Below are 25,054 nucleotides of genomic sequence, written 5' to 3' on the forward strand. Positions count from 1 at the left end.
TCAGGACGCCTCGACCTTCGGCATGATGTCGTTCTTGATCCGCTTGAGATCGTCGAGCGTCTTCGAGACCGGGACGTCGGCGAACGGCGGCCAGATCAGCGGCATCGTCATACCGGCGTCCTTGTAGGCCTTCAACCGGTCGGTGACCTGCTTCTCCGAGCCCACCAGCAGGTTGGACGCGACCCCGTTGACCGTCTGGTCGGTGTCGGAGTCGGTGATGACCGTCCAGATCATCGAGCAGATCTCGAGGTCCTTGGCCCGCTTCGAGCTGCCGATCTCGTCGAACTGCTCGTCGATAGCGGTGATCCATCTCGCCAGACCCTCGGGCGAGTCCTGGATGCCGATCCAGCCGTCCAGGTCGTACTTGGTGATGCGCCGGGCCGAGCGCAGCGGGTCCTTGAGCCCGCTCATGAAGATCGGCGGGCGCGGCTGCTGCAGCGGCTTCGCGCCGAACCCGCAGAGGTCGAAGTCGGCGAACTCGCCGTGGTACTCGAAGTGCTCGTTCGCCCAGACGCCCTGCATGATCTCGATCGACTCGCGCACGTGCTTGTGCCGCTTCGGGAAGATGTGTGCGGCGCTCGCGGCGGCGAACTCCTCGGGCATCCAGCCGGATCCGAGACCGACGTTGAGCCGGCCGTTCGAGAGGTGGTCGATGGTGGCCAGCTCGGTGGCGAGCACGCCGGGCGAGCGGAACGGGGTGTCGATGATGCTCATGCCGATCCGGACCTTCGAGGTCTTCGCGGCGAGCCAGGGGATCAGCGGGTAGCCCTGGAACCACTGGCCGCGCGAGGACACCGGCAGCGCGTTGGGCAGCCCGTCCATCATGCCGAAGGAGTACTGCAGCCCCTCGTGGTCCGACGCCTCCGGGACGACGATCCGGTCGAGCGTCCACACCGAGTCGAAGTCGAGCTCCTCGGCGAGCGCGGTGAGGTCCTCCAGCTCCTTGATGGTCACCTTGTCTCGGAAGTTCGGCAGGTAGAGAGCGAGTTTCATGTGATGCGGCCTCCTTGCGGCATGACAGAGCCTCGGTCGTTGAGTGTGACGCGGATCTCTTTCTTCAGGACTTTACCCACTGTCGAGCGGGGAAGGTCGGGCCAGATCTCGATCTGCTTCGGCGCCTTGACGGATCCGATCCGCTCCTTGACGAAGGCGGCGAGCTCGTCGACGTCGATCTCCGCCCCGGGTTGTGGCTGGACGACCGCGGTGACCCGTTCGCCCCACTTCTCGTCGGGCAGGCCGACCACCGCGCAGTCCCGGACGGCGTCGTGCACCATGAGCGCCTGCTCGACCTCGGCGGAGTAGACGTTGAACCCGCCGGTGATCACCATGTCCTTGGCCCGGTCGACGATGAACAGGTAGCCGTCGTCGTCGAGGTAGCCGATGTCGCCGGTGTGGTGCCAGCCGTGGACCGACACCTCCGCGGTGGCCTCCGGGTTGCGGTAGTAGCCGGCCATCACCAGCGACCCCCGGACGCAGATCTCCCCCCGGTCGCCACGTGGCACGGGGAGACCCTGCTGGTCGAGGATCGCCACCGTGACCAGCGGCGAGGGCCGTCCGGCCGACGACAGCCGCGCGGTGTCGACGGTCCCGTCCGGCCGGAGGTGCTCGGCCGGCGACATCGTCGAGATCATCATCGGCGCCTCGGACTGCCCGAACAGCTGCGCCATCGGCCCGATCCGGGTCAGCGCCTCGGTCAGCCGCGCCACCGACATCGGCGCCGCGCCGTACCAGAAGCACTGCAGCGACGACAGGTCCGTGGCGTCGAGCGCCTCGTGGCCCAGCACCATGTAGATCAGCGTCGGCGGCAGGAACGTGTGCGTGACCCGGTGCCGCGCCACCAGCTCCAGGAACCGGCCGACGTCCGGCTTCGCCATGATCACGACCTCGCCGCCGCGGGCCATGATCGGGAAGCAGAGCACGCCGGCCGCGTGGGTCAGCGGGGCCAGCGCCAGGTACACCGGCCGCCCGTCGAACGGGTAGCTCATCAGCGTGATCGCCGACATCGTCTCGAGGTTGCGGTCGGTGAGCACGACCCCCTTGGGACGCCCGGTGGTGCCGCCGGTGCCGACCAGCGCGACCACGTCGTCGGGCGGCGCGGCCTCGGCGGAGGGGTCGTCGCGGGCGGCCTCGAGCCAGGGCCCGAACGCGTGCGACGACGGCGGTCCGCCGCCCTCCCCGAGCCGGACCAGCGTCGTCAGCTGCGGGAGTCCGGGAGCGATCTCGGCGACCAGCTCGTCGAACGCCGGCTGGAAGATCAGTGCGGCGCAGTCGAAGAGGTCGAGCAGCTCCGCCGTCTCCGCCGCCGCGTTCCGCGGGTTGATGGGGCACCAGACCGCGCCCGCCCGGGCGATCCCGAACACGCAGGAGAACGCGGTGGGCTCGTTGGCCGAGAGGACGCCGACCTTGTCGCCGGGCCGCACACCGGACCGGCGCAACGCCCGGGCGACCGCGTGCGAGAGCCCGACGACCTCGCCGTAGGTCAGCGACGTCCCGTCGAGGGTCAGGCACGGCGCCCCGGGATCCAGCGAGGCGCCTTTGTCCAGGTAGAAGGTCAGCGACATCGTCGTCCCCCGGATCGGGCGTCGGCACCATTGCGGACACCGACGACCGTGGCCGGGTCCTGGACACTTGTCAAGATTTTCCTGGACGAGCGGTCAGAGCAGGTACCGTCTCCCCGTGTCCCCATCCACGTCCACGCGGGCGCGGTCCGGCGTCGACAAGGTCGAGGACCGCCGGAGAGAGCTCGCCGACGCCGCCCTGGTGACCCTGGCGGACCTCGGCTACGCCCGCACCAGCCTGCGCACGATCGCGGAGAACACCGCGTTCTCGCACGGGCTGCTGCACTACTACTTCGCCGACAAGACCGAGCTGATCACCTACTGCGTCCGGCGCTTCAAGACCACCTGCGCGGCGCAGTACGAGGGCCTGGTCGCCGGGGAGTCCACACCGGATGGTCTCGCGACGGCCTGCGGGGACGGTCTGGCCGCCACGCTCGCCGACGCGCCGCTGCTGCACCGGCTCTGGTACGACCTGCGCGCGCAGTCGATGTTCGAGCAGGCCTACCGCGAGGACGTCGCCGAGATCGACGGGAGCCTGCAGGACATGATGTGGCGGGTCGTCCGTGGCTACGCCGAGCTCGCGGGGACCGAGCCGACCTGCACGCCGTCGGCGGCCTACGCGATGTTCGACGGACTGTTCCAGCAGGCGCTGCACCGCCACCTCGCCGGCTCGGCGACAGCCCTCGACGATCTGCGCACCGGCTGTCGGGAGCTACTGCCCCGGCTGGTGTCCTGACCCCCGGCCCGACCGGCGCCGCGTCAGGCAGGCCAGACCGGTCACGCAGAGCGCCAGCCAGGCACCCCCGAGCGTCCAGCTGGTGAGCACGTCGGTGGCCCAGTGCACGCCGAGGTAGAGCCGGCTCAGGCTGATCACCCCGACCGCGGCGACGGCGGCGGCCAGCACCGCGACCCGCCCGGCCGTCGACCGCAGCGACCGCACGACCACCGCCGCCACGATCCCGATGATCACGGTCGCGCCGAGGGCGTGCCCGGACGGCAGCGACAGGTCGGGCTCGACGGCCAGCCGGGTCTCCACCGGCGGCCGGACCCGGCCGTACAGGTCCTTGAACGCGTTGACCAGCACCGGGACGCCGGCGGTCGCGACCACGACGGCGACGGCGTCGGACCAGCGGCGCAGGACGAGCAGCACGGCGGTGGCGGCGGCCGCCAGCGCGAGCGTCGGCACGGTCCCGCCCCAGTTGCTCACCGCGTGCATCACCGCCGTGGCCTCCGGCGTGCGGTGGGCGACCATCCACGCCAGGACCGGCCGGTCGGCGGCAGTGATCCGGCCCGGGGCGTCGGCGATCGCGTCGACGACGCCGGCCTGCGTGGTGAACAGCAGCACGGCGGCCCCGAGACCCCACAACGCCGGCCGGGGGACGTGTTCGACCTCGCCGGTGCGCTGCGGGCCGACCGCCACCAGGCCGATCCGCGGGGCGTACACCGCCGCGAGGGCGAGCATCCACGCGAGCGTCAGGAGCGTTCCGGCGGCCTGCTGGGCGTCCGCGGAGTTCACGACGTCCTCCCGTGCTTCCGAGGTGCAACGTGGAGGGAGTGTCGCGCGGGCCCGCTGTGCTCACGCTGAGAGAATGCGAGGGGTGATCACCCGCACGGGTGGGCGTCAGACCTGCAGGTCGACCAGGTCGAACACCCGCAGCCGTGCGGGCGCGGTCGTCGCGCAGGTCAGGGCCCGGTCGGTCTGCTCGATCCGCTCACGCACCCGGACCCGGCAGGACGGGTCGGCGAACTCGATCCGGTGACCGCCCTCGCCGTCGGTGCCGGTATCGATGTCGGCGGCGACCACCCGCAGGGCGTCGACGCCGGTGGCGCCGGTCGCCGTGCGGGCGTGCTGCTGGGCGGCCTGCACCGGCGGGGGCAGCGAGGACCGGCCGCGCAACCGGCCCGGTTCCAGGACGCCCCGGGCGTAGTCGCGGACGATCCCGGCCGCCTCGTCGGGCCGGACCCCGCCGAAGGTGAACCCGTGCGGCAGCAGCACCATCGCCGGGGCGAACCGGCAGCCGCCGACGTGGCTGCACTCCCAGGTCGCGTCGGGCAGCGCGGCGGCGAGCGCCCCGGCCAGCGGGCGGCCGCGGATCGCGCAGCAGGTGTCGTGCCTGCCGTGCGCGCAGACCAGGGCGATCGGGCCGTCCGCCGGCTCGCCCGGGGACCCGACGGCGGCGATCAGTTCGCCGTCGTCCCGGAACGACCCGGTGCGGACCGCCTCGTGCCCTGGCCGGGAGTCGACCCGGAACCAGCGGCGGGCACGGGGAACCCGGGACGACCGTCCGGGCCTGCGGATGAGCGCGATGCGCCCGCCCACCGCACCGGCCCAGGCCGACAGCGCGGCGACGGCACCGGGCTCGATCCCGGATCCGGTGAGCGCCCGCGCCGCCCAGGGCCCGGGGTGCTCGACGAGGAACCACTGCTGCGCGGGCGGGGCGGTGCCCTCGAGCGGATCCCCCGCCGCTTCGGCGGCGACCGAGCACCGGATCGGCGCGGGTACCGCCGTCACGTCGCTCCCGTCATGCCGCGGCCGCTCGTGTCGCGGCCGTTCATGTCGCGGCCGTTCATGTCGCGACCGGGACGAGCACGCCCTCCCGCAGCAGCCGGCGCAGGAGCACGAGCTGGTCCGGCGCGTCCATGCCGGGAAGGTCGCCGGCCCGCCACGCGTCGGCGTCCAGCACCGCGCGCAGCGCCGTCGCGGTCTCGGCGGGCAGCGACAGCTGCCGGTCGGGGAGTTCGAGCACGACGCGATCATGCGTCGCGACGATCCGGTGGGGCAATCCGATGCGGCGGCGCACCGCGTCACCGATCGCGAGATCGCGCTCGAACGCAGCCCCGGCGACGGGCCGGACCGGCTCCGGACGTCCGCCGGACCAGACGCGACGCCGCACCCGCCGGGCGACGGCGTCGGCCCCGACGTCCCGCACGGCCCCGAGCAGCGCGTCCCGCACGGCGTCGAGGTGCGGGGCGAGCTGCTCGGGGTCGGCGACGTCGATCCCCAGCGGCAGCGACGCCCGCAGCCGCTCGTCGGAGGCGACGAGCGCGGTCAGGGCCTCCACCAGCGCGAACCGGGTGACGACGTGGACGCCGACGGTCAGGTGCGCGGACACGTCGCCGAGCGCGGTCGCGGAGTGCAGCCAGCCGCGGGGCAGGTAGAGGGCATTGCCCGGTTCCAGCACGGTGTCGATGTCGGGGGCGTCGTCGCGGGCCCGGGCGGCGACGGCGGCGGCGTGGTCGTTCCACGGCTGGTCGCGCAGCGGGTCGGTGTGCACGGGCGCGTGGATCCGCCACTGCTTGCGGCCGGCGAGCTGCAGCACGAAGACGTCGTGCACGTCGTAGTGCGCGGAGAACCCCTGCGACGACGGCGGCGTGACGTAGGCGTTCGCCTGGACCGGGTGGCCCAGCTCCTCGGCCAGCGCGGTCGCGAAGTCGATGACGCCGGGCCAATTACGGTGCAGTGCCTGCAGGACGACGGTGCTGCCGTCGGCGAACAGTGCGGCCACCCGGTCGTCGCGGACCTGGTCGCCGATCTCGGCGCCGACCCCGCCCGGCCCGGTGAACGACGACGAGTCGACCACGGCGCCGTTGCGGGCCAGCCGCAGGAACGGGGTGCGCAGTCCGCGCCGGGACAGCAGTTCGTCGACCCCGTCGAGGTCGAGCAGGTCACCGAACGCCATCGGGTCGGCCCCACGGGTCAGCAGCGGTGTGCGGCCCCAGTGCCGGTCGCCGAACGCCGCGACGTCCGGGCCGACGACCCGCTCGAGCGCGCCGCGCCGGACCGGTGCCGGGTCTCCCGCACTGGGGTCGCCGGCACCGGTGACCAGCTCGGTGGAGTCAGCGCGCACCGCTGTCGGCACCGCCGTCCGCACCGCCGTCGTGCTGCCCCGGGGTGCCCTGGCCCGCGCCGGAGTCCGCCGGCCCCTCGGCACCGGAGTCCGCGCCGCCGTCGGCACCGCCGTCGTGCTGGCCGGGGGTGCCCTGGCCCGCGCCCGAGTCGGCCGGGCCCTCGGCACCCGAGTCGGCACCGCCGTCCGCGCCACCGTCGTGCTGCCCCGGCGTGCCCTGGCCCGCGCCGGAGTCCGCAGGGCCCTCGGGACCGCTGGTGGAGGAGGTGGTGATGTCGTCGTCGTTCAGAGCCATGGTGGGTCCTTCCGCAGTCCGGAGTCACCGACGAGGTGACGATGCGCGGCTACCCCGTTCGGCCACAGGACATGCGCCCGCTCCGCCGATCGGCCGCGCGCGGACCGGTCGAACCGGCCAGGCTGACGACCACCTGACGTTTTCCGCCCACTCTGCACCTCTCGCGTGCGTCGGACGCCCTATCAGGTGAACCGCGACCTTCGGTGGCGGACGACAGCACCTGGAGACCCCGTGTCCAAGCTCCTCGCGAAGATGTCCGCGTCGACCGCCCGGCAGCTGGAACGCCGCGCCGAGGTCGAGACAGACCCCGCGAAACGGGAGAAGCTGTTGCGGAAGGCGGCGAAGCAGTGGCGGGAGGTGCACACCTACGGCGGAGAGGTACCGCCCGGGCGCATCGCCGTACAGTCGCCCCAGCAGATCGACGGTCCGACCGTCCGGCTCCGCCCCGGAACACCTGGTCTTCCCGCGCGCTCACCACGGGCCGCCACGGCCGGCGAATCTGCCGGGCAGCCGTCGACGCTGAAGGTCGGTCTCGCCGGGCTGGCCGTGGTGGTGCTGCTGGCCTTCGTCGTCTCCCTGTTCGGGAGCGGGGACGACGACGTCCCCGCCGCTCCGGCGGCGGACGAGGCCGTCGCCGCGGCGGCCACATCGGACGACCGCAACGGCGTGCCGAACCGCTACAGCCCGGACGATCACGCGGCCTGCGAACAGGCGCGGGAGGCACTGAACGAGTTCGGCGAGTACCAGGCCGACCTGCAGAGTGTCGCCGACCTCGGCGACGCCCAGGCCACCCTGCTCGTCGCCGCGGAACGCTTCCAGGGCGCGATGGTCACCGCCGACGATCCCGGAGTCGAGTCGGCGATGCGGGAGGGCATGGACCTGCTGCGCGAGATGTCGTCGGCGATGGGCCGGCTCGACGTCGCCGGGGTGGAGGCCGGGGCGGAGCGCACCGAGGCCGTCTTCGGCCGGATGGTGACAGCGTGCGCGCCGGTCTATCTGGAGCACTGATCGACTGCGCGGCGCGGTCCGCTCGATTGCACCTCCCTGTCGTCGCACGTCCGTGTTCCACTGAGGTGAGCCCTCGTACGGTCCGCATCCGCCCGTCCGACAGGAGTCGTCGTGACCACTGTGTCCGATCCGAGCACCCGCGTCGTGCATCCCCTCTCGCCGACCACGGAGGCCGAGGTCGCCGCCGTCCGGGAGGTCCTCGCCGGGGCGGGCATGCTCGGCGAGCACGTCCGCTACGCCTTCTTCGCCCCCGAGGAGCCGGTGAAGTCCGAGGTCCTGGCGTTCGACGGCGGCGACGTCGAACGCCGGTTCCGGGTGCTCCTGCTCGACCTGGCGACCGGGCAGTCCTGGGACACCGTCGTGTCCGCCACCGCCCGCGAGCTCGTCTCGGCGCGCGAGCTGGACCCGGCCCGCGACGGCCAGCCGCCGATCATCGACGCCGAGTTCGAGTTCATCGAGGACGTCCTCAACGCCGAGCCCGCGTGGCTCGCCGCCCTCTCGGCCCGCGGCATCGAGCCGGCAGGAGTCCGCGCCGTCCCGCTGTCGGCGGGCGTCTACGACTACCCCGAGGAGACCGGACGGCGGATGGCGCGCGCCTTCGGGTTCCGCCAGGACCACGAGGCCGACCACCCCTGGGCCCACCCCGTCGACGGCCTGGTCGCCTACATCGACCTCACGAACCGCACGGTGGACCGGGTGATCGACACCGGCGTCGTGCCGGTCCCGGGGTCGAGCGGCAACTTCGACGACCCGCAGGTCCAGGGCGCGCCGCTGGAGGGACTGAAGCCGATCGAGATCAGCCAGCCCGAGGGCCGGTCGTTCACCGTCGACGACGGCCGCGTCCGCTGGGGGAAGTGGGACCTGCGGGTCGGGTTCAACGAGCGCGAGGGCCTGACCCTGCACCAGATCGCCTTCGACGGCCGGCCGGTCTGCTACCGCGCGTCGGTCGCGGAGATGGTGGTGCCCTACGCCGACCCGGCTCCGGTGCGGTTCTGGCAGAACTACTTCGACTGCGGCGAGTACATGTTCGCCCGCTACGCCGACTCCCTCGAGCTCGGCTGCGACTGTCTCGGCGACATCCACTACCTCGACGCCACGCTCGCCGACGACCTCGGCAACCCGAAGACCGTCCGCAACGCGATCTGCCTGCACGAGGAGGACCAGGGTGTGCTCTGGAAGCACACCGACATCTTCACCGGGGCCCGCGAGGTCCGCCGCCAGCGCCGGCTGGTGGTCTCGTTCTTCTCCCCGATCGGGAACTACGACTACGGCTTCTACTGGTACCTCTACCTCGACGGCACGATCGAGCTGGAGTGCAAGGCGACCGGTGTCGTGTTCACCAACGCCACGCCCGGTGAGTACGCGACCGAGGTCGCCCCGGGCCTCGGCGCGCCGTTCCACCAGCACCTGTTCTCGGCCCGGCTCGACATGACCGTCGACGGCCTCACGAACGCCGTCGAGGAGGTGGAGGCCGCGCGGGTCCCGATGGGCGGGGCCAACCCGTACGGCAACGCGTTCGCCCGCAGCGCCGTCCGGCTCCGGTCCGAGTCCGACGGGCAGCGCGACGCCTCCCCCGGCACCGGCCGGGTCTGGCACGTGGTCAACACCGAGCGGACCAACGCGCTCGGGCAGCCTGTCGGGTACGTGCTGCACCCGCAGGGACAGCCCACGCTGCTGGCGGACCCGGCGTCGTCGATCGCCGCCCGGGCCGGGTTCGCGACCCGGGCGCTCTGGGTGACCCGCTACGACCCGGCGCAGCGCTACTCGGCCGGGGACTTCGTCAACCAGCACCCCGGCGGGGCAGGGCTACCGTCCTATGTGACGGCCGATCGGGACGTCGACGGCCAGGACATCGTCCTCTGGCACACCTTCGGGCTGACGCACTTCCCGCGGCCCGAGGACTGGCCGGTCATGCCGGTCGACCGGACCGGCTTCACGTTGAAGCCGGCCGGGTTCTTCGACCGGAACCCGGCGCTCGACGTGCCGGCGCCCGACTCACGCTGTCACTGATCAGGGTTCAGCCCGCGTGATGCGCATCCACTCACCCTGGCCGTCGGGACCGCACGAATGGTAGTCCGACTCCCGTGAACGAGCCGGCCCGCCTCGTGCTGGACACCCGGACGTCGACCTCGCCGTGGGTCGACTCGGTGTGGACGTGCTCCAGCGACGCGGTCACCGAGATGACGTCTGTGGCCTGCGAGACGTGGGGCCTGGTGTTCTGGGAGCAGGACGGCGTGACCCGGGCCGCGGTATCGGGCCCGGAGACCCGCGCCGGCACCGCCCCGGTGCCGGAGGGCGCCCGGTTCACCGGCATCCAGTTCGCGGTCGGCACGACGCTCCGCGAAATCCCGACGACGAGCCTGCTCGACACCGGGATCGCGCTGCCCTCGTGCGCCGGGCGGCGGTTCGCACTACCCGGTGGCCGGTGGGAGATCCCGGGGCCCGACGACGCCGAGCTGCTCGTGGCCCGGCTCGTCGCCGACGGCGTCGTGGAGCGCGACCCGGTGGTCGCCGACGTCGTGCGGGGCGCCCACCCGGACCTCACCGAGCGCACGGTCGAGCGCCGCTTCCGCCGGGCCACCGGGCTGACCCGCAACGGCGTGCGCCAGATCGGGCGCGCACGCACGGCGGCGGAGGCACTGGCGTCGGGGCGCGGCGCCGACGACGTCGTCGCGGAGTTCGGGTTCTACGACGAACCGCACCTCGCCCGGGTGTTGCGCCGCTACGTCGGCCGGACCGCCGGTGAGCTGCGGCGCGGCGCCGGCGGCGCGATCGCGCTGGACGAGTTCGGGGATACTCAGCGGACGACGTCGTAGACCAGCTTGAGCACGCCGTTCGGGTACGACGCGGAGTCGCGCAGCCGCAGCCCCAGCTTGTCCCGGTCGGTGCTGCTGAACAACGACTTGCCCGCGCCGAGCAGTACGGGGAAGACCAGCAGGTGGTAGCGGTCGACCAGGTCGGCGTCGGACAGGTTGCGGGCGAGCTCGGCGCTGCCGTGCACGAAGATCGCGCCGCCGTCGCCCTGCTTGAGCTCGGCGACCTCGTCGAGCGAGCGCAGGACGCTGATCGGCCCCCAGTCCGGCACGACGGCGTCGGGGTCCAGTGTGGAGGACACGACGTACTTGGGGAGCTCCTTGTACGCGGCGTGGTCCGCCGAGCCGGGCCAGATCCGGGCGAAGGCGTCGTAGCTGCGCCGGCCGAACATCAGCGCCGAGGTCTCGGCCAGCTCCTCGCCCTTGATCGCGAAAGCCTCCGGGAGGAACTCGGTGTCGAGGACCCATCCGCCGCTGCGGTGGCCTTCTTCCGTACCGCCCGGGGAGTCGGCGACGCCGTCGAGCGAGATGAATCCCGTGTAGACCAGTTCGCGGGGCACGCTTCCTCCGAGGGATCGTGGCGGGAGCGTCCGCTCGTCGCCGTCGACGCGAAACCTAGTCCGCACCGAGCCCGGCGGTCTTGGACGGAACCGACACCGACGACTCCGAACCGGCCGCCCTGTTCGTCGCCGGCCTCACCGGCGCGATCCGCACGACATGACTACCGCGACGACCGGTGACGCCCGGCCCCCCGCGTCACGGCACGGCGGGTCCCGTCGAGGTGCTGGGTGAGACCGGCGACGGCGGCCTGCGCGTCCCGCGCCCTCAGGTTCGCCACCAGCGCCCGGTGCTCGGTCAGGATCAGCTCCGGACGCCCGGCCATCCCCACGATCGCGCCGAAGTTCATCCGCATCTGCCGGTCGCGCAGTCCTTCGTAGACATCGATCAGGATCGACCCGCAGCTCGACCGGACGAGCAGGGTGTGGAACCGGCGGTCGGCGTCGGCGAACGCCGGGTGGTCGTGGGCGGCGTGGGCCCGCACCTGTTCGTCGATGCAGGACTCCATCAGCGCCGTGACGTGCTCGAGCTCGACGTCCGGACCACCGGCGGCATGGTCACCGCGTAGGCGGTTCGCCACGCTCCGGGGCATCGACGCCCTGCACCCGATGATCGACGACGTCCTCGTGCCCCTCGTCGAGGAGATCCGGAGCCGGTTCTCCGTGCCGGGGATCGTGCTGTGGGGCAACGTCGCCTCCTCGATCGCGGGGGCGAAGCGCGTGCTCGACATCCAGCGCCCGGACCTCGCCGAGCGGGTCGCGGCCGTCGCCTCGGACCTGCTCGCGCACCCGAAACTGGTCACGGCCGGGGAGTCCGGCGACGCCGTCCCGCCCGACCGGGTCTGGACCTACCGGCGCCGGTCCTGCTGCCTGTACTACCGACTGCCCGGGGGCAGCGTCTGCGCCGACTGCGTCCTCCAGCGGGACTGACCGGGCGCCGTCCGGCTGTCGGGCGCAGGGCCGGTCGACTCCCGCACCGTCAGGTGGGCCGGCAGCACCGTGCTCGCCGGGACCGGCTGCCCCGCCACCGACGCCAGGACCAGATCGACCGCCGTCCGGCCGAGCTCGTGGCTCGGCGCGGCCACAGTGGTCAGGGCCGGCACACAGAAGTCCGCACCGAAGATGTCGTCGAAGCCGACCACGCTCATCTCGCCAGGCACATGGACGCCGCGATCGGCCAGCCGGCGGAGGACACCGATCGCGAGCAGATCGTTGTGGGCGAGCACCGCGGTCACCCCGGCTCCGATCGCCGCATCGGCCGCCGACTGCCCACCGGCGACGATCGGGTTGAACGGGCCGAGGAGCTGGACCGTGACGCCCAACCGGCCGCCGGCCGCGACCACGGCTCTCCTGCGGAGCCGCCCGGCCCAGGAGGTCTCGGGACCGCCCAGCAGCCCGATCCGCCGGTGGCCGAGCGAGTGCAGGTGGCCCACCACCTGCTCGATTCCGTTGACCTGGTCGGTGGTCACGCTCGGGATCCGGCCGGCCTGCCGGTTGCACAGCGCCAGATTCGTCCGGTCCGCGAACCGGGCGATCCGGTCGTCGTCCAGCCTGCTCGACGCGAGCATGACGCCGTCGACCATGGGCTCGAGCCGCTCGATTGCGGCTGCCTCGGACAGGTCGGACTGGCCGGTGTTCGCGAGCACGAGGGTGAAACCCGCCTCGACGGCCCGCTGCTCGGCGCCGGTGATGATGTCGAAGAAGTGCGGGTTGGTGATCGCCGGGACGACGAGGGCCAAGGTCGACGTCCGCCCCGACGGGAGCGCACGCGCGAGCGGGTTGGCCCGGTAGCCCAGCCGCGCGGCGACGTCCAGGACCCGTCGGCGTGTGTCGGGCCGGACCTTCGCGGGAGCACCGAACGTGCGTGAAACCGTCGCGGACGACACCCCCGCCTCGGCGGCGATGTCGTAGATCGTCGCCCGGGCGGACGTCGGTACCGCGCGGCGATCCCCCCGGCCGCTCCTGTCGGGCATGGCCACAGAATGCAACAGGATGTAAGCGGTTGCAAGAGTGTGATCACCGCGTCGACAGTCCTGATACCTGCAGTGACGCCGCAGATCCCGCCCACCGTCGCGCCGAGGGAGTGCACATGGTCGACGACCGCCCGAACGTGGTGATCGTGTTCGCCGATGACATGGGTTGGGGGGACCTGGGCTGCAACGGAGCCACGGCGATCCCCACCCCGCACATGGACCGGCTCGCGGCGGAGGGGGTCCGCCTCACCGACGCCCACGCGTCGTCGGCGATGTGCACCCCGAGCCGGTACAGCCTGCTCACCGGCCGCTACTCCTGGCGCGGCCCGCTGAAACACCGTGTCCTCATGGGACACAGCCCGTCGATCGTCGAGCCCTCCCGGTCGACGACGGCGTCGATGCTGCGCGACGGCGGCTACGCCACCGCGGCGATCGGCAAGTGGCACCTCGGGCTGAACTGGCGCTGGGACGACGGCACGGTCCTCGACGGGTTCGCCCCGGACGCCCCGCTGTTCCTCGACGCCGACACCGACTCCGGGGAACGGATCGACTACGCCGCCGGATTCACCGGCGGCCCCGTCGACCTGGGCTTCGACTCCTTCTTCGGCATCGCGGGTTCGCTGGACATGGCCCCCTACACGTTCCTGCGTCAGGACGGGGTCGACGACCTCCCGGTGAAGCCGAAGGTGGAGTACGCCACCGCCCAGCGGCCGGGCCTGCAGTCCGAGGACTGGCAGGACGACCAGGTCGACGTGCGGTTCGCCGAGGAGGCGGTGAGCTGGATCCGGGAGGACCGGCCCAAGGACCGCCCGTTCTTCCTCTACTTCGCCACCGCCGCGCCGCACCGCCCGTGCGTGCCTCCCGACTTCGTCGCGGGCCGGTCGCAGGCCGGCCTGCGCGGGGACTCGGTGTGCCTCGTCGACTGGTGCGTCGGGGAGATCATGTCGGCACTCGAGGCGGAGGGCATCGCCGACAACACGCTGATCATCGTGAGCAGCGACAACGGCGCACCGCTGATCTTCCCCGAGGACGGCGACGTCGTCGGGCACCTGCCGAACGGCCCGTACCGGGGCCAGAAGGGCGACATCTGGGACGGCGGACACCGCGAGCCGTTCGTCGCCCGCTGGCCGCGGCGCCTGCCCGCCGGCCGGACCGTGACCGACCTGCTCTGCCTCACCGACGTCTACCCCACCCTGGCCTCGGCGGCCGGCCTACCGGTCCCGGTCGGCGCCGCCGAGGACGGCGTCGACGCCCTCGGGCTGCTCACCGGGGAGGTGCCCGCGGACGAGGGGCGGACTGTGGTCCACCACAGCCGGGAGGGCCGTTTCGCCATCCGCCGTGGCCGGTGGAAGGCGGTGTACTGCACCGACTCCGGTGGTGGGTTGTCCGCCCCGGTCGAGGAGTTCTCACCCGGGATCCTGTCCCGGCGCGCCGAACCCTTCGACCGGGACCACCCCGAGGGGCAGCTCTACGACGTCGAGAACGACCCCTCCGAGCAGGACAACCTGTGGGACTCGGAGCCCGCCCTCGTCCGGGAGCTCTACCGGGACCTGTGCGACATCGTGCGCGAGGAGTCGAACGGGCTGCCGTTCGACGCGCTCCCGCGCGAGCAGGTCGGCTCCGGAGCCTGACGCTCCACCCCCGCACGTCGCGCGGGCCCGGCCGGGGCCCGCGCGCCACCCCCCGCTTCCCTTCATCGGCCCGGCGGCATCGACGCCGTCACACCACGGGCCGTAGGAGTTCTCATGCTGACCATCGTCGGTCTTCTCACCATCGCGACCGTGGTGTTGCTCCTGGTCACGGGCCGGGTCACACCGATCGCCGCATTCAGCCTGCCGGCTCTGGGTGCCGCGCTGTTCCTGGGCCACGGGGCCTCGGACCTCGCCGGCTTCTTCGAGAGCGGCATCGGTCAGGTCGTGAACATCGCCGTGATGTTCGTCTTCGCGATCCTGATGTTCGGGACGCTGGCCGACCTCGGGCTCTTCGACCCGCTCGTGCGGGTGATCCTCCGGGTGACCGGCGGGAACATCGTCGCGATCTGCGTCGGAACCGTGATCCTCGCGGTGATCTGCCAGCTCGACGGGGCGGGCCCCACGACGCTGCTGGTCACCATCGCGGCGCTGCTCCCGACCTACCGCAGGCTCGGGATGAGCCCGCTGCTGCTCCTGTCGCTCACCACGCTCTCGATCGGGCTGATGAACCTCACGCCGTGGGGCGGACCGCTGGCGCGGGCGTCCGCGGTGACCGGGATCGACGTCGCCGAGCTCTGGCGGCCGCTGATCCCGCTCCAGCTGATCGGTGTGGTCCTGCTGATCGGGATCGCGGTCGTCCTGGGGATGCGGGAGCGCCGGCGGATCGGCACCCGGGTGCCGGAGCCGGCCCTCGTCGGCGGTGGCCCGCCGTCCGGGACGGACGACAGCGCCGGGGACGGCGCGGACGGCGAGCGACCCGACGGCACCGGCGCAGACACGGAGGCCCGAGACGACGACACGCCGGCGGTGGACCCGACGGCCGGGCGGCCCGATCCGTCGATGCTGCGCGGGACCCACACGTTCCGCATGTGGTTCAACCTGGCCGTCGCGCTCGGGACGATGGGTCTGCTGGTCACCGGCACGCTGCCGCCCGGCTACGCGTTCCTGCTCGGCGCCAGCGTCGTGCTGGTGGTCAACTTCCGGAGCCGCGACGACCAGATGGCCCAGATGCGCAGGCACGCCCCGAACGGGCTGACGCTCGCGGCGATCATCCTGGCCGCCGGCACCTTCCTCGGGGTCATGTCGGAGACCGGCATGCTCGAGTCCGTCGCGCTGGACCTCATCGCCGTCCTGCCGCAGTGGCTGGTCGAGAACCTGCACATCCTGTTCGGGTTCCTCTCGGTCCCGCTGGACTTCGTGCTCAGCGTCGACGCCTACTGGTTCGCGCTGTTCCCCGTCGTCCTCGAGGTCACCGGGACCACCGACATCAGCACGACGACGATCCTCTACTCGATGCTGATCGGGAACACGATCTCGTCGATCCTCGGCCCGCTGAACCCGGTGATCTGGCTGGCCCTGAGCCTGGTCAGGGCCGAGTTCGCGGCCTACGTGCGCTATGTGTTCCCGTGGATGTGGGGCTTCAGCCTCGCGCTGTTCGGGGCCGCCATACTGCTCGGACTGGTGCAGATCTGACGGGACCCACGGTGCGGGAGGAGACACGATGGCCGGATGCTGTCCGCCCGGACGCCACCCGGGGCCGGGGGGTCCCGCCGGAACGATGACCGCCGGAGCGCTGCCCTCCGCCGCGACCGGCGGGGAGGAGCACGACGACACGCTCGTCGAGCTGCCCGGCGGCACGTTCCGGATGGGTACCGACGACCCGGACGGGTTCCCCGCCGACCACGAGGGTCCGGTCCGGGAGGTCACCGTGGCGCCGTTCGCGATCGACGTCCATGCGGTGTCGAACGCGCGGTTCGCACGGTTCGTCGAGCACACCGGCTACCGGACCGAGGCCGAGCGCTTCGGATGGAGCTACGTCTTCGCGCCCTTCCTCCCGGCCGAGCTGCGACGGGGAGCGCCCCGGCCGCAGCAGGCACCGTGGTGGTGTGGCGTCCGTGGCGTCACCTGGGCGCGGCCCGAGGGACCCGGCAGCGCGATCGACGACCGGGCCGATCACCCCGTCGTGCACGTGTCGTGGAACGACGCCGCCGCGTACTGCCGGTGGGCGGGGCGTCGGCTGCCGACCGAAGCCGAGTGGGAGTACGCCGCCCGCGGCGGGCTCGACCAGGCCCGCTATCCGTGGGGCGACGAGCTCACCCCGGGCGGGGAGCACCTCTGCAACATCTGGCAGGGCCGGTTCCCGTCCCGCAACACCGCCGAGGACGGCCACAGGGGAACCGCACCGGTCGGCAGCTACCGCCCCAACGGGTTCGGCCTCTACGACGTCGCCGGCAACGTGTGGGAGTGGTGCGCCGACCGGTTCGGCCCGGGGCAGGCGAACCGCAGCATGCGTGGCGGCTCCTACCTCTGCCACGACTCCTACTGCAACCGCTACCGGGTCGCCGCCCGGACCGCGAACACACCGGACAGCTCGAGCGGCAACACCGGGTTCCGCACGGTCGCCGATCTCCGGGCGGGTGCCTGACCGACGAGACCTGGAGCCGGAGGGACGACCGATTCACCGGCCGATCCGGCGGGGACCACGACGCCCGACACTCGGTGCGTGAGCCGACCGCCCCCCGGAACACCGGGTGGCGTGCGCCTCCGGCCCAGCCGGAGGACCATCGGCCGTCGACGGCGGAGGGGAACGATGGACGACACGGACCGTGGCCCCACTCTCCGGATGGGGACGGCGTCGGGCCGGTGGGTGCTGCTGGTGACGGTGCTGGGCTCCGGCATGGCGATGCTGGACGCCACCGTCGTCAACATCGCGCTGGAACGCATCGGCACCGACCTCGACGCGAGCTTCGCCGGCCTGCAGTGGACCGTCAACGGCTACACCCTGACCCTGGCCGGGCTGATCCTGCTCGGCGGCTCGCTCGGTGACCGCTTCGGCCGCCGGCGCATCTTCCTCATCGGGGTGGTGTGGTTCGCGCTCGCGTCGCTGCTGTGCGGTCTCGCACCGAACATCGGCACGCTCGTCGCGGCCCGCATGTTGCAGGGCGTCGGCGGGGCGCTGCTGACGCCGGGCAGCCTGGCCATCATCTCGGCGTCGTTCCGCGGCCCGGACCGGGCCGCGGCCATCGGCGCCTGGTCGGGCCTGGGCGGTGTGGCGGGAGCGATCGGCCCGTTCGTCGGGGGCTGGCTGGTCGAGTGGAGCTGGCGGGCGGTGTTCCTGATCAACGTGCCGTTCGCGGTGGCGCTCGTCGTCCTGGCGCTGCGGCACGTACCGGAGAGCAGCGACCCCCGTGCCGCGTCCTCGCTCGACGTCCCCGGGACGGTGCTGGTCGTACTGGCGCTCGGCTCGCTGACCTGGTCGCTGACCGCCGCGGGCGAGGGCGGTGCCGGTGCGCTCTCGATCGGCGTCGGAGCGGTCGGCGTCGTCCTGCTGGCGCTGTTCTTCCTGGCCGAGCGGCGTTCCACGCACCCCCTGGTACCCGGTGAGCTGTTCGCGAACGCCCGCTTCACGGCCACCAACGTGGTCACCCTGCTCGTCTACGGGGCGATGGGGGTGCTGTTCTTCCTGCTGGTGCTCCAGCTCCAGGTGGTGGCCGGGTTCAGCCCGCTCGCGTCGGGCACGGCCCTGCTCCCGGTGACCGTCCTCATGCTGCTGCTCTCCGCGCGTTCCGGCCGGCTGGCGACCCGGATCGGGCCGCGTATCCCGATGGCCGTCGGGCTGACGGTCGCCGCCGTCGGGCTGCTGTTGCTCCTGCGCGTCGGCCCCGACGCCTCCTACTGGACCGACGTGCTCCCGGCGGTGGCCGTGTTCGGGCTCGGGCTCGCCGGCGTGGTCGCCCCGCTCACGGCCACCGTGCTCGACTCCGCCGCGGACCGGCACGCCGGCGTCGCCTCCGGGGTGAACAACGCGATCGCCCGGGCGGCCGGGCTGCTCACCGTCGCACTCGTGCCCGCGGTCACCGGTCTGAGCGGCGACGCCTACACCGATCCGGGCGCGATGAACGCCGGCTTCCGGACCGCGATCATGGCCGCCGCCGGGTTGCTCCTGGCGGGTGCGCTGCTCAGCGTGATTGCGGTACGCGGGCCGCTGGGGGCCGCACCCGAGACGCCGGCCCCGGAGGGCGCGCCGCCTCCGGCGGCCGACGACGTCGACACCGCGGTCCTGTCGCACTGCGCGGTGTCCGGGCCGCAGCTGCACGCCGCCGATCCGGCTGCTCGATCGGGCCGGTGAAGGACTCGCCGGTCCTGATGAAGGCCAGTTCGGGCGGGTGGTCCGTCACGAGCTGACGCCGACGCGACGGGGCCCCGCCCAGAACCTGCGGCCGGGCCTCGCGTTACGCGCCGACTCGGCGTGCGTGACTACCCCGGTTGTCGGCGCACAGACCGGGGAGGAAGGAGTCAGTTGGTCCAGGTGATCGGGTCGGAGAAGCTGAACGACGGCGCGTACTTCACCGCGTTCATGTCCGTGGTCTGCTGGTCGCCGCACACCATCCCGGAGGTCGTGCCTCCCGGGGTCAAGTCCCCTGCCCTCCTGGCGCCACGACCAGCGACGGCGATCCGTCACCCCGAGCGGTACAGCGATTCACCATCAACGCCCCCGGCTTACGAGCCGACTGACCCGTCCGTGACCTGGGAAAAGATCCTGAGACGGACGCGCTTCGCTCGCAGGGAACGCTGAGATCGACGATGGAGCCGGACGGTGGAGCCGGAGATCGGGATCGAACCGACGACCCACTGTTTACAAGCCCGTTGACGGCGGTCACATTGTGCTCTGACGTGCAGTTGCGTTCACACCTCGAGTCGCACCGTCCTCGCTGCAGACCACGGAGCGCGGTGCAGGTGGATCACATGGGTGGTCACACGCCGCGAGAGCCACCCTCGCTTGCCTTGGTCGCGCCTCGTCGACGAGGCGCAACCCTGGATCGTGCGCCTGGGCGGCATCTACGCCATAGCCGGTGCGGTCGACGTACTCGTCGACCGCCTCTTCCAGAACGTCAAGGTCAACTCCAACGAAGTGGTACACGCCCACCATGGCGACCCGGCCAACGGTCCGGGCTACAAGTTCCTGGCCACCGCCTGGTCGGTCGAGGCCACGGGCGGCCCGGCCTGCTACCCGGGTCTGGACATGGACACCGCTCACAGGGACATGGCGATCACCGATTCGCAGTTCGACGCGGTCTACTTCGAGATCGAGTCCACGCTTCATTTCCTCGGCGTTCCGGACGTCGAGACCGAGGAGTTCATGGGCATCATCGAGCGCTACCGCGGCCAGGTCGTCAAAGCCTGACCTGGAGCTGGCGATGTCATCACAGCCCCAATGCGCTGGTTGAAGCTGGAGGCGGGCCGACCGGCGCACTCACCCCAGGAACGGACCAGCCCATGCTGTGACGAGACGCAGCGGACCGTGCGGGACGAACGAATCTCTTCGGGCGAGCTCGGCGGTTGGCATCGTGTATCGAGCGGAGCCAGCCTTCCGCAGCACAGGAGTAGGCGTCGATCCGTCAGGGCCGGAAAAGGGGCGTTATCGGGTGGGTCTCACCGCGGCGCAGTGCGCGCAGCAGACGCCGTGCGAGGGTCAGGCGACGCCGTACCTGCCGGACCGGCTCGAGCTGGGTGACCTCGTGCAGCGGGCGGTGCACGCCAGTGCCGCGGGCTGCTGGCTCCTCTGCGCCGTGCTGTGCCTGACTGACCTGGATCATCGTCTTCTCCGCGGCCCGGCCTAGAGTGTGGAGTTGGCGGGTCGTACCGCGGTGTTCCCCGGATTCGAGCGGCCGGCGCAATCGAGTGCTGTCGCGGCAGGCGGGGGTGGGCAGGGGTGGACGCTGGCTCGGTCGGCCTCGCGGCCCATGTGCAGCTGGTGGAGCAGATGCCGGAGCGCCTCGCTGCCGCCGTCGCAGCAGGGGCGTTGGACCCGGCCGAAGCGGCCGAATTCGTTCATCGAGCACGACTTCTGCTCGAGGCACGCCTCGCAGAAGGCCGAGAACAACGGCAGGCTTCGACAGCCCCGCGGCCACCGCGACGCTGAGAGAGTTCGGCCTACGACCGGGCGTAACCCGATGAGGTGGTGTGTCGTTGTCGAGGTAAGGCGTCGGCTGGACGTCTGCTCCCCGCCCGACCGATACACGACGACCCCAGACCCTGGTCGCTCTTCCCGTCGGGCCGACACGAGGAGAGCTCGTGTTCCACGGTTTCACCAAGAAGTTCCTGCAGGACTCGATCGAGCGCAGCGCCGAGAACGGGATGGACCGTCGCAGGTTCCTCCGCGCGGCCGGCCTCACCGGCGCTGGCGTCGCCGGGCTCGGCGTTCTGGGCAGCGGTGTCGCATCGGCCAGTGAGGGCGGCCTGCTCGACGGCATCCTCGGCAGCGGGAGCAGCGGGAGTGAGTCGGCGGTCTCGGACGCCGCGGTGCTGAACTTCGCGCTCAACCTGGAGTACCTGGAGGCGGAGTTCTACCTGCGCGCCGTGACCGGCAATGGTCTGGCGGACTCGCAGATCGACGGTCGGGGAGACCTGGGCCGGGTCACCGGCGGTTACAAGGTCAAGTTCGAGACCAAGCTCGGCCGCCAGTACGCCGAGGAGATCGCCCAGGACGAGCGGGCCCACGTCGATTTCCTGCGTGGAGCCCTCGGCGACGCCAAGGTCGCACGCCCTGCGATCGACCTGCAGGACGCCTTCACCGCTGCTGCCATGGCGGCCGGCGTGATCGGGCCGGGCGAGACCTTCGACCCGTTCAAGGACGAGACGAGCTTCCTTCTCGGCGCCTTCATCTTCGAAGACGTCGGCGTCACCGCTTACAAGGGCGCGGCGCCGCTGGTGGAGAACAAAACGTTCCTGGAGGCCGCCGCCGGGATCCTCGCCGTCGAGGCCTACCACGCCGGCCTGGTCCGGACCCTGCTGCTGCAGGGCGGCGCCGCGGACGTCGTCGGACAGATCTCCGACGCACGTGACTCGCTCGATGGCCCGTCGGACCTCGACCAGGGCATTGTCGACCGCAACGGCAACGCGAACATCGTTCCGGCCGACGAGAACTCGATCGCCTTCTCGCGCACGCCGGGCCAGGTCCTCAACATCGCCTACCTCAACCCCGACTCGGTCACCTCCGGCGGCTTCTTCCCCGCCGGGGTGAACGGCGAGGTGAACACCAGCGACGCCAACGGCTGACCGTTCCGAGTCGCGGAGCCGATTCCGGCCTCACGATGTGGGGTCCGCAAGAGGACAGGAGATGTCGATGGGCGCGATGAGCCCGACTCACTGGTTGATCGTCATCGCGGTCTTCGTGCTGTTGTTCGGCGCGAAGAAGCTGCCGGAACTCGCAAGGTCGCTCGGTCAGTCCACACGCGTACTGAAGAGCGAGATGCGAGTGCTCCGGGAAGACGAGACAGATCGCTCCGGCGAGCACCTGGAACTGCGAGCTGTGACCGGTTCCGGAATGTCTCTGCCCGGGTCAAACGAGACTCGGACGTCTCCCAGAAGCTGACCGACCGCAACCGCAGAAGGCGCCGCTGTCCCGAAGGGTTCGGGCCGGCGGCGCTTTCCCGTGTCTGCCACTCGCCGTCCCTCACGGTGTGGCACGTTGACGTCCCAACTGTGCGGATCGACGAAGACGCGAAACCCGACGGGCCGGTCCGCCGAGGCGGACCGGCCCTTCGATTTGCGGATGGTGCGAGATCAGCCGGTGAAGCCGGAGACCTGGTCGAGGATCGACCGCTGGGACTGCTCGGTGGAGGCGCGGTTGCCCTGGTCGTTCGTCGACTCGATCGAGTTGTCCTGCAAGATCGACTGGCTGTCGCCGCCCCGCGAGTCCTCGTTGGCGAAGTCGCTGAGGCCCAGAACATCGGAGATGTTGAAGGCCGGGTTGGCCTGGGTGACCGGCGCGAAGCTGGTGTTGCCCTGCTCGGTGCCGGCGGTCTGCTCGCCGCTCACGGCACCCTCGGTGACCTGGCGCTGGTCCTGGTCGAAGTCGAAATCGTCGGCGAACGCCATGCCGGCGACGCTGAGGGACATCGGAACGGCCATCGCGGACGCGACCAGAGTACGCACAGACTTGCGCATGAAATCCTCCTGAGTTGGATGCACCACCGAGCAATTGACCGGAGGTGCTGGAACGGACGCTAACGCGTTTGCTCGCGTCAAGATCGGCCGGGACCCCCTCACTTTTCACTCGATCGTGGTGAACCGACGATCAACCCAAACCGAAGTGCGTAGATCGGCACCCCTCTGACCTGCATTTTTACCGGCCCACCATTGCGCTATGTCTGTCGTTCTACATAGTTGCGAAACGGCGCAACCGTGACACACGATCGGATGAAAACTGAGTCGATTAGTGCTACGAACGTGGCCATTGTAATGTTACGGAAAGTAGCATGCTGCTCGCCAGCTGCGATCGGCCGCTCAGTTGATCTTGTGGTTTACGGGCTCTTCCGGATTCGGGGTGCAGGTGAGGCCGTGAGAGGCCGTGGCGGCCGGGCCGTGTCGCTGCGGTGAGGCGGGCCCCGGGAAGTTGATGATGCGGGTTTTTACACCTTGCTCATCAGTGCCCCGGGAGCCGTCGAGGGCGGCGTCGGTGATCGTGACCACGGTGGTGTTCTGCGACCTGCTCGAGCGTGTCACGCGAGCGCCCTGGCGCGGGTCGACCCGCGAGAACCTGCTGGTCAGATGCGGAGCCGGAGGTCGGGATCGAACCGACGACCTACTGTTTACAAGACAGTTGCTCTACCACTGAGCTACACCGGCGGAGCCCCCAGCCTATCGCCTCCGCCCCGTCGCACCCCTCTGGCCTGCCCGTACCCACCCCGGCGTGATCTCCGGCCGTGCCCCCGTTACCGCTCCGCAACACGGCCCTAGCCTGGTGGCGTACGACGGCACGACAAGACGGGGGTGACGGGGCTCGTGGCCGAGGAGACGCCGACGGCCGACCGGTTCGCACGGCGGCTGCGCGGTGCGCTGCGCCGGGACGCCAAGAAGCTGCTCACCCCCGGTCCGTCGACGGTGCCGATGCTCATGCTCGGCCCGCAGGTCCCCGACGACGCCCGGGTCCAGGAGGTCCTGGACCTCTGCATGCGGATCGGCGAGATCGAGCTGTCGTCGGGCGAGTCGGTCGACGAGGTGACGGCGACGATGCTGCGCCTGGCCAACGCGGCCGGGCTGCCCGCCGTCGACGTCGACATCACCTTCACCTCGATCACGATGTGCTGCCACCGCGGCAACGCGGCCCAGCCCGTGACGACCATGCGGCTGGTCCGCTACCGCACCCTCGACCTGTCCCGGCTCGCCGAGACCGAGAAGATCGTCCGCGACCTGGAGGCGGGCAAGCTCGACGTGCGCGCGGCGGCCACGCGGGTCTCCGAGACCATGCGCACCCCGCACCCGTTCCCCCGGTGGGTCGCCACGGTCGGCTGGGCCGGGCTGGCCGCGTCCATCGCGCTGCTGCTGGGCGGTGGCCCGGTCACCCTGGCCGCCGCCTTCGTCACCACCGCGGTGATCGACCGGGTCGGCCGGCTGCTGTCCCGGCTCGGCGTCGCGTCGTTCTTCCAGCAGGCACTCGGCGGGTTCCTGGCCACCGGCTCGGCGATCCTGCTGATCTCGATCGGGCTGTTCCCGGCAGGCACCCGGCCGTCGTTCATCGTCGCCGCCGGCATCACCGTGCTGCTGTCCGGGCTGAGCGTGGTCAGCACCGTGCAGGACGCGCTGACCGGCTACTACCTGACGGCCTCGGCCCGCATCGTGGAGATCTCGCTGCTGTCGGCGGGCCTGCTGACCGGCGTCGTGCTCGGACTGCAGCTCGGCTTCCAGTTCGACGTGCCGATCGAGGTGTCCGGCGACCTGCCCAGCAGCGTCGGCCAGTTCGGCCTCTCGGTCTTCGCCGGTGGCCTGGCCGCGGCGTTCTACGCGCTCGCCGGCTACGCACCGATGCGCTCGCTCCCGGTCGCGGCCGTGGTCGGCGGCGCCAGCTGGGCGGTCTACGGGGTGCTCACCCAGGTGTTCGGGATCGGCCAGATCCCCGCCACCGGGGCCGCGGCGGTGGTCGTCGGCCTCGCGGCCGGCCTGCTGCGGCGCGGCACGACCACCCCGCCGATGGTCATCACGCTCGCCGGCGTCACCCCGCTGCTGCCCGGCCTGGCCGCCTACCGCGGCTTCTACCAGCTGGCCGTCGAAGGCGGTTCCGAGGGACTGGTGACGGTCACGTTCGCGCTGGGCGTCGGTCTGGCGCTGGCCGCCGGTGTGGCGCTCGGCCAGTTCGCGACCCGGCCGCGCAGGACGTCCGAGGAGAAGCCGACCTCCACCGACACCCCGGCGGTAGCGACCGGCGGTTTCATGCAGGAATCCGACAGCGAGGCCGGCGAGGGCCCGGCCGCGCCCTCGGATTCGAAGTAGGGTCGGGCGCGGGCCCGGGGTCGAGCCCGGGCCGTCTGC

At 71.6% G+C, this 25,054-nt stretch carries 24 protein-coding genes and 1 tRNA gene; 13 read left to right on the forward strand and 12 right to left on the reverse strand.

What is annotated here, in order from left to right; all coding sequences use genetic code 11:
• Window positions 1-993, reverse strand: a complete 993-nt coding sequence (locus WIS52_RS15775) for an LLM class flavin-dependent oxidoreductase (RefSeq protein WP_349299010.1) — start codon at window positions 991-993, stop codon at window positions 1-3.
• Window positions 990-2,561 (reverse strand): acyl-CoA synthetase, encoded by a 1,572-nt coding sequence (locus WIS52_RS15780; protein ID WP_349299011.1) that lies wholly within the window; start codon window positions 2,559-2,561, stop codon window positions 990-992. Before WIS52_RS15780 ends, WIS52_RS15775 begins: the two co-directional genes overlap by 4 nt.
• 115 nt (window positions 2,562-2,676) lie before the next feature.
• Between WIS52_RS15780 and WIS52_RS15785 the strand changes: the two genes are divergently transcribed.
• Window positions 2,677-3,294, forward strand: a complete 618-nt coding sequence (locus tag WIS52_RS15785) for a TetR/AcrR family transcriptional regulator (RefSeq protein ID WP_349299012.1) — start codon at window positions 2,677-2,679, stop codon at window positions 3,292-3,294.
• Here the strand turns inward: WIS52_RS15785 and WIS52_RS15790 are convergent.
• From WIS52_RS15790 to WIS52_RS15805, 4 genes are all read right to left on the reverse strand, one after another.
• Entirely contained in the window at window positions 3,271-4,074 is an 804-nt protein-coding gene (locus tag WIS52_RS15790) for a phosphatase PAP2 family protein (protein ID WP_349299013.1), read from the reverse strand. The two genes, WIS52_RS15785 and WIS52_RS15790, sit on opposite strands and share 24 nt — an antisense overlap.
• Window positions 4,075-4,179: 105 nt before the next feature.
• A complete protein-coding gene (locus tag WIS52_RS15795) occupies window positions 4,180-5,070 on the reverse strand; it encodes a sucrase ferredoxin (protein ID WP_349299014.1) in 891 nt (296 codons plus the stop codon).
• A 55-nt stretch (window positions 5,071-5,125) separates the two neighbouring features.
• Window positions 5,126-6,406, reverse strand: coding sequence for a cupin domain-containing protein (locus WIS52_RS15800; protein WP_349299015.1), 1,281 nt, complete (start codon window positions 6,404-6,406; stop codon window positions 5,126-5,128).
• Window positions 6,396-6,701: a hypothetical protein gene (locus WIS52_RS15805; RefSeq protein WP_349299016.1), complete on the reverse strand. Its 306-nt coding sequence runs from the start codon at window positions 6,699-6,701 to the stop codon at window positions 6,396-6,398. Before WIS52_RS15805 ends, WIS52_RS15800 begins: the two co-directional genes overlap by 11 nt.
• 231 nt (window positions 6,702-6,932) lie before the next feature.
• Between WIS52_RS15805 and WIS52_RS15810 the strand changes: the two genes are divergently transcribed.
• From WIS52_RS15810 to WIS52_RS15820, 3 genes are all read left to right on the forward strand, one after another.
• Window positions 6,933-7,709, forward strand: a complete 777-nt coding sequence (locus tag WIS52_RS15810; protein WP_349299017.1) for a hypothetical protein — start codon at window positions 6,933-6,935, stop codon at window positions 7,707-7,709.
• Window positions 7,710-7,820: 111 nt separating this feature from the next.
• On the forward strand, window positions 7,821-9,719 hold the full coding sequence (locus tag WIS52_RS15815; RefSeq protein ID WP_349299018.1) for a primary-amine oxidase: 1,899 nt from the start codon (window positions 7,821-7,823) through the stop codon (window positions 9,717-9,719).
• Window positions 9,720-9,793: 74 nt separating this feature from the next.
• Window positions 9,794-10,525, forward strand: coding sequence for a helix-turn-helix domain-containing protein (locus WIS52_RS15820; protein WP_349299019.1), 732 nt, complete (start codon window positions 9,794-9,796; stop codon window positions 10,523-10,525).
• Here WIS52_RS15820 and WIS52_RS15825 read toward each other — a convergent pair.
• Both WIS52_RS15825 and WIS52_RS15830 read right to left on the reverse strand, forming a co-directional pair.
• Window positions 10,507-11,082 (reverse strand): dihydrofolate reductase family protein, encoded by a 576-nt coding sequence (locus tag WIS52_RS15825; RefSeq protein ID WP_349299020.1) that lies wholly within the window; start codon window positions 11,080-11,082, stop codon window positions 10,507-10,509. The two genes, WIS52_RS15820 and WIS52_RS15825, sit on opposite strands and share 19 nt — an antisense overlap.
• A 161-nt stretch (window positions 11,083-11,243) precedes the next feature.
• Window positions 11,244-11,672, reverse strand: a complete 429-nt coding sequence (locus WIS52_RS15830) for an FCD domain-containing protein (protein WP_349299021.1) — start codon at window positions 11,670-11,672, stop codon at window positions 11,244-11,246.
• Window positions 11,673-11,688: 16 nt separating this feature from the next.
• On the opposite strand from WIS52_RS15830, the gene WIS52_RS15835 reads away from it, so the two are divergent.
• Entirely contained in the window at window positions 11,689-12,009 is a 321-nt protein-coding gene (locus WIS52_RS15835) for a (2Fe-2S)-binding protein (RefSeq protein WP_349299022.1), read from the forward strand.
• On the opposite strand, the gene WIS52_RS15840 is transcribed toward WIS52_RS15835, so the two are convergent.
• Window positions 11,955-13,052 carry a LacI family DNA-binding transcriptional regulator gene (locus tag WIS52_RS15840; protein ID WP_349299023.1) on the reverse strand — a complete coding sequence of 366 codons (1,098 nt, stop codon included), beginning with the start codon at window positions 13,050-13,052 and terminating at the stop codon, window positions 11,955-11,957. The two genes, WIS52_RS15835 and WIS52_RS15840, sit on opposite strands and share 55 nt — an antisense overlap.
• A gap of 116 nt (window positions 13,053-13,168) precedes the next feature.
• Here WIS52_RS15840 and WIS52_RS15845 point away from each other — a divergent pair, with 116 nt between their 5' ends.
• The 7 genes from WIS52_RS15845 to tatA all read left to right on the forward strand — a co-directional run bounded on the left by WIS52_RS15845 (window position 13,169) and on the right by tatA (window position 22,118).
• The gene (locus tag WIS52_RS15845) at window positions 13,169-14,683 is read left to right on the forward strand and encodes a sulfatase family protein (RefSeq protein ID WP_349299024.1); all 1,515 of its coding nucleotides are present in this window, start codon (window positions 13,169-13,171) and stop codon (window positions 14,681-14,683) included.
• A 114-nt stretch (window positions 14,684-14,797) separates the two neighbouring features.
• Window positions 14,798-16,216, forward strand: a complete 1,419-nt coding sequence (locus WIS52_RS15850) for a CitMHS family transporter (protein ID WP_349299025.1) — start codon at window positions 14,798-14,800, stop codon at window positions 16,214-16,216.
• Between the two features lie 28 nt (window positions 16,217-16,244).
• Complete coding sequence (locus tag WIS52_RS15855) at window positions 16,245-17,168, forward strand: formylglycine-generating enzyme family protein (RefSeq protein WP_459077134.1); 924 nt, start codon at window positions 16,245-16,247, stop codon at window positions 17,166-17,168.
• A 165-nt stretch (window positions 17,169-17,333) separates the two neighbouring features.
• Window positions 17,334-18,872, forward strand: coding sequence for an MFS transporter (locus WIS52_RS15860; RefSeq protein WP_349299027.1), 1,539 nt, complete (start codon window positions 17,334-17,336; stop codon window positions 18,870-18,872).
• Between the two features lie 621 nt (window positions 18,873-19,493).
• Entirely contained in the window at window positions 19,494-19,928 is a 435-nt protein-coding gene (locus tag WIS52_RS15865; RefSeq protein ID WP_349299028.1) for a group I truncated hemoglobin, read from the forward strand.
• 890 nt (window positions 19,929-20,818) lie between these two features.
• Window positions 20,819-21,802, forward strand: a complete 984-nt coding sequence (locus WIS52_RS15870) for a ferritin-like domain-containing protein (RefSeq protein ID WP_349299029.1) — start codon at window positions 20,819-20,821, stop codon at window positions 21,800-21,802.
• 67 nt (window positions 21,803-21,869) lie between these two features.
• The gene (tatA, locus tag WIS52_RS15875; protein ID WP_349299030.1) at window positions 21,870-22,118 is read left to right on the forward strand and encodes a Sec-independent protein translocase subunit TatA; all 249 of its coding nucleotides are present in this window, start codon (window positions 21,870-21,872) and stop codon (window positions 22,116-22,118) included.
• 191 nt (window positions 22,119-22,309) lie between these two features.
• Here tatA and WIS52_RS15880 read toward each other — a convergent pair whose 3' ends face one another.
• The 3 genes from WIS52_RS15880 to WIS52_RS15890 form a co-directional block, all read right to left on the reverse strand.
• Window positions 22,310-22,693, reverse strand: a complete 384-nt coding sequence (locus WIS52_RS15880) for a hypothetical protein (RefSeq protein WP_349299031.1) — start codon at window positions 22,691-22,693, stop codon at window positions 22,310-22,312.
• Window positions 22,694-23,032: 339 nt separating this feature from the next.
• Window positions 23,033-23,218 (reverse strand): hypothetical protein, encoded by a 186-nt coding sequence (locus WIS52_RS15885; protein WP_349299032.1) that lies wholly within the window; start codon window positions 23,216-23,218, stop codon window positions 23,033-23,035.
• 84 nt (window positions 23,219-23,302) lie between these two features.
• Window positions 23,303-23,374 (reverse strand) — tRNA-Thr (locus WIS52_RS15890).
• 144 nt (window positions 23,375-23,518) lie between these two features.
• On the opposite strand from WIS52_RS15890, the gene WIS52_RS15895 reads away from it, so the two are divergent.
• A complete protein-coding gene (locus WIS52_RS15895) occupies window positions 23,519-25,015 on the forward strand; it encodes a threonine/serine exporter family protein (protein ID WP_349299033.1) in 1,497 nt (498 codons plus the stop codon).
• Window positions 25,016-25,054 lie beyond the last annotated feature (39 nt).

Source organism: Pseudonocardia nematodicida, assembly GCF_040105385.1.
GTDB lineage: Bacteria > Actinomycetota > Actinomycetes > Mycobacteriales > Pseudonocardiaceae > Pseudonocardia > Pseudonocardia nematodicida.

Bases quoted from the DNA above. Each gene is read 5' to 3' on its own strand.
- WIS52_RS15845 (WP_349299024.1), top strand. From the start codon at position 13,169: ATGGTCGACGACCGCCCGAACGTGGTGATCGTGTTCGCCGATGACATG.
- WIS52_RS15840 (WP_349299023.1), bottom strand. From the start codon at position 13,052: ATGCCCGACAGGAGCGGCCGGGGGGATCGCCGCGCGGTACCGACGTCC.
- WIS52_RS15850 (WP_349299025.1), top strand. From the start codon at position 14,798: ATGCTGACCATCGTCGGTCTTCTCACCATCGCGACCGTGGTGTTGCTC.
- WIS52_RS15780 (WP_349299011.1), bottom strand. From the start codon at position 2,561: ATGTCGCTGACCTTCTACCTGGACAAAGGCGCCTCGCTGGATCCCGGG.
- WIS52_RS15835 (WP_349299022.1), top strand. From the start codon at position 11,689: ATGATCGACGACGTCCTCGTGCCCCTCGTCGAGGAGATCCGGAGCCGG.
- WIS52_RS15860 (WP_349299027.1), top strand. From the start codon at position 17,334: ATGGACGACACGGACCGTGGCCCCACTCTCCGGATGGGGACGGCGTCG.
- WIS52_RS15880 (WP_349299031.1), bottom strand. From the start codon at position 22,693: ATGCGCAAGTCTGTGCGTACTCTGGTCGCGTCCGCGATGGCCGTTCCG.
- tatA (WP_349299030.1), top strand. From the start codon at position 21,870: ATGGGCGCGATGAGCCCGACTCACTGGTTGATCGTCATCGCGGTCTTC.
- WIS52_RS15830 (WP_349299021.1), bottom strand. From the start codon at position 11,672: ATGCCCCGGAGCGTGGCGAACCGCCTACGCGGTGACCATGCCGCCGGT.
- WIS52_RS15805 (WP_349299016.1), bottom strand. From the start codon at position 6,701: ATGGCTCTGAACGACGACGACATCACCACCTCCTCCACCAGCGGTCCC.
- WIS52_RS15855 (WP_459077134.1), top strand. From the start codon at position 16,245: ATGGCCGGATGCTGTCCGCCCGGACGCCACCCGGGGCCGGGGGGTCCC.
- WIS52_RS15775 (WP_349299010.1), bottom strand. From the start codon at position 993: ATGAAACTCGCTCTCTACCTGCCGAACTTCCGAGACAAGGTGACCATC.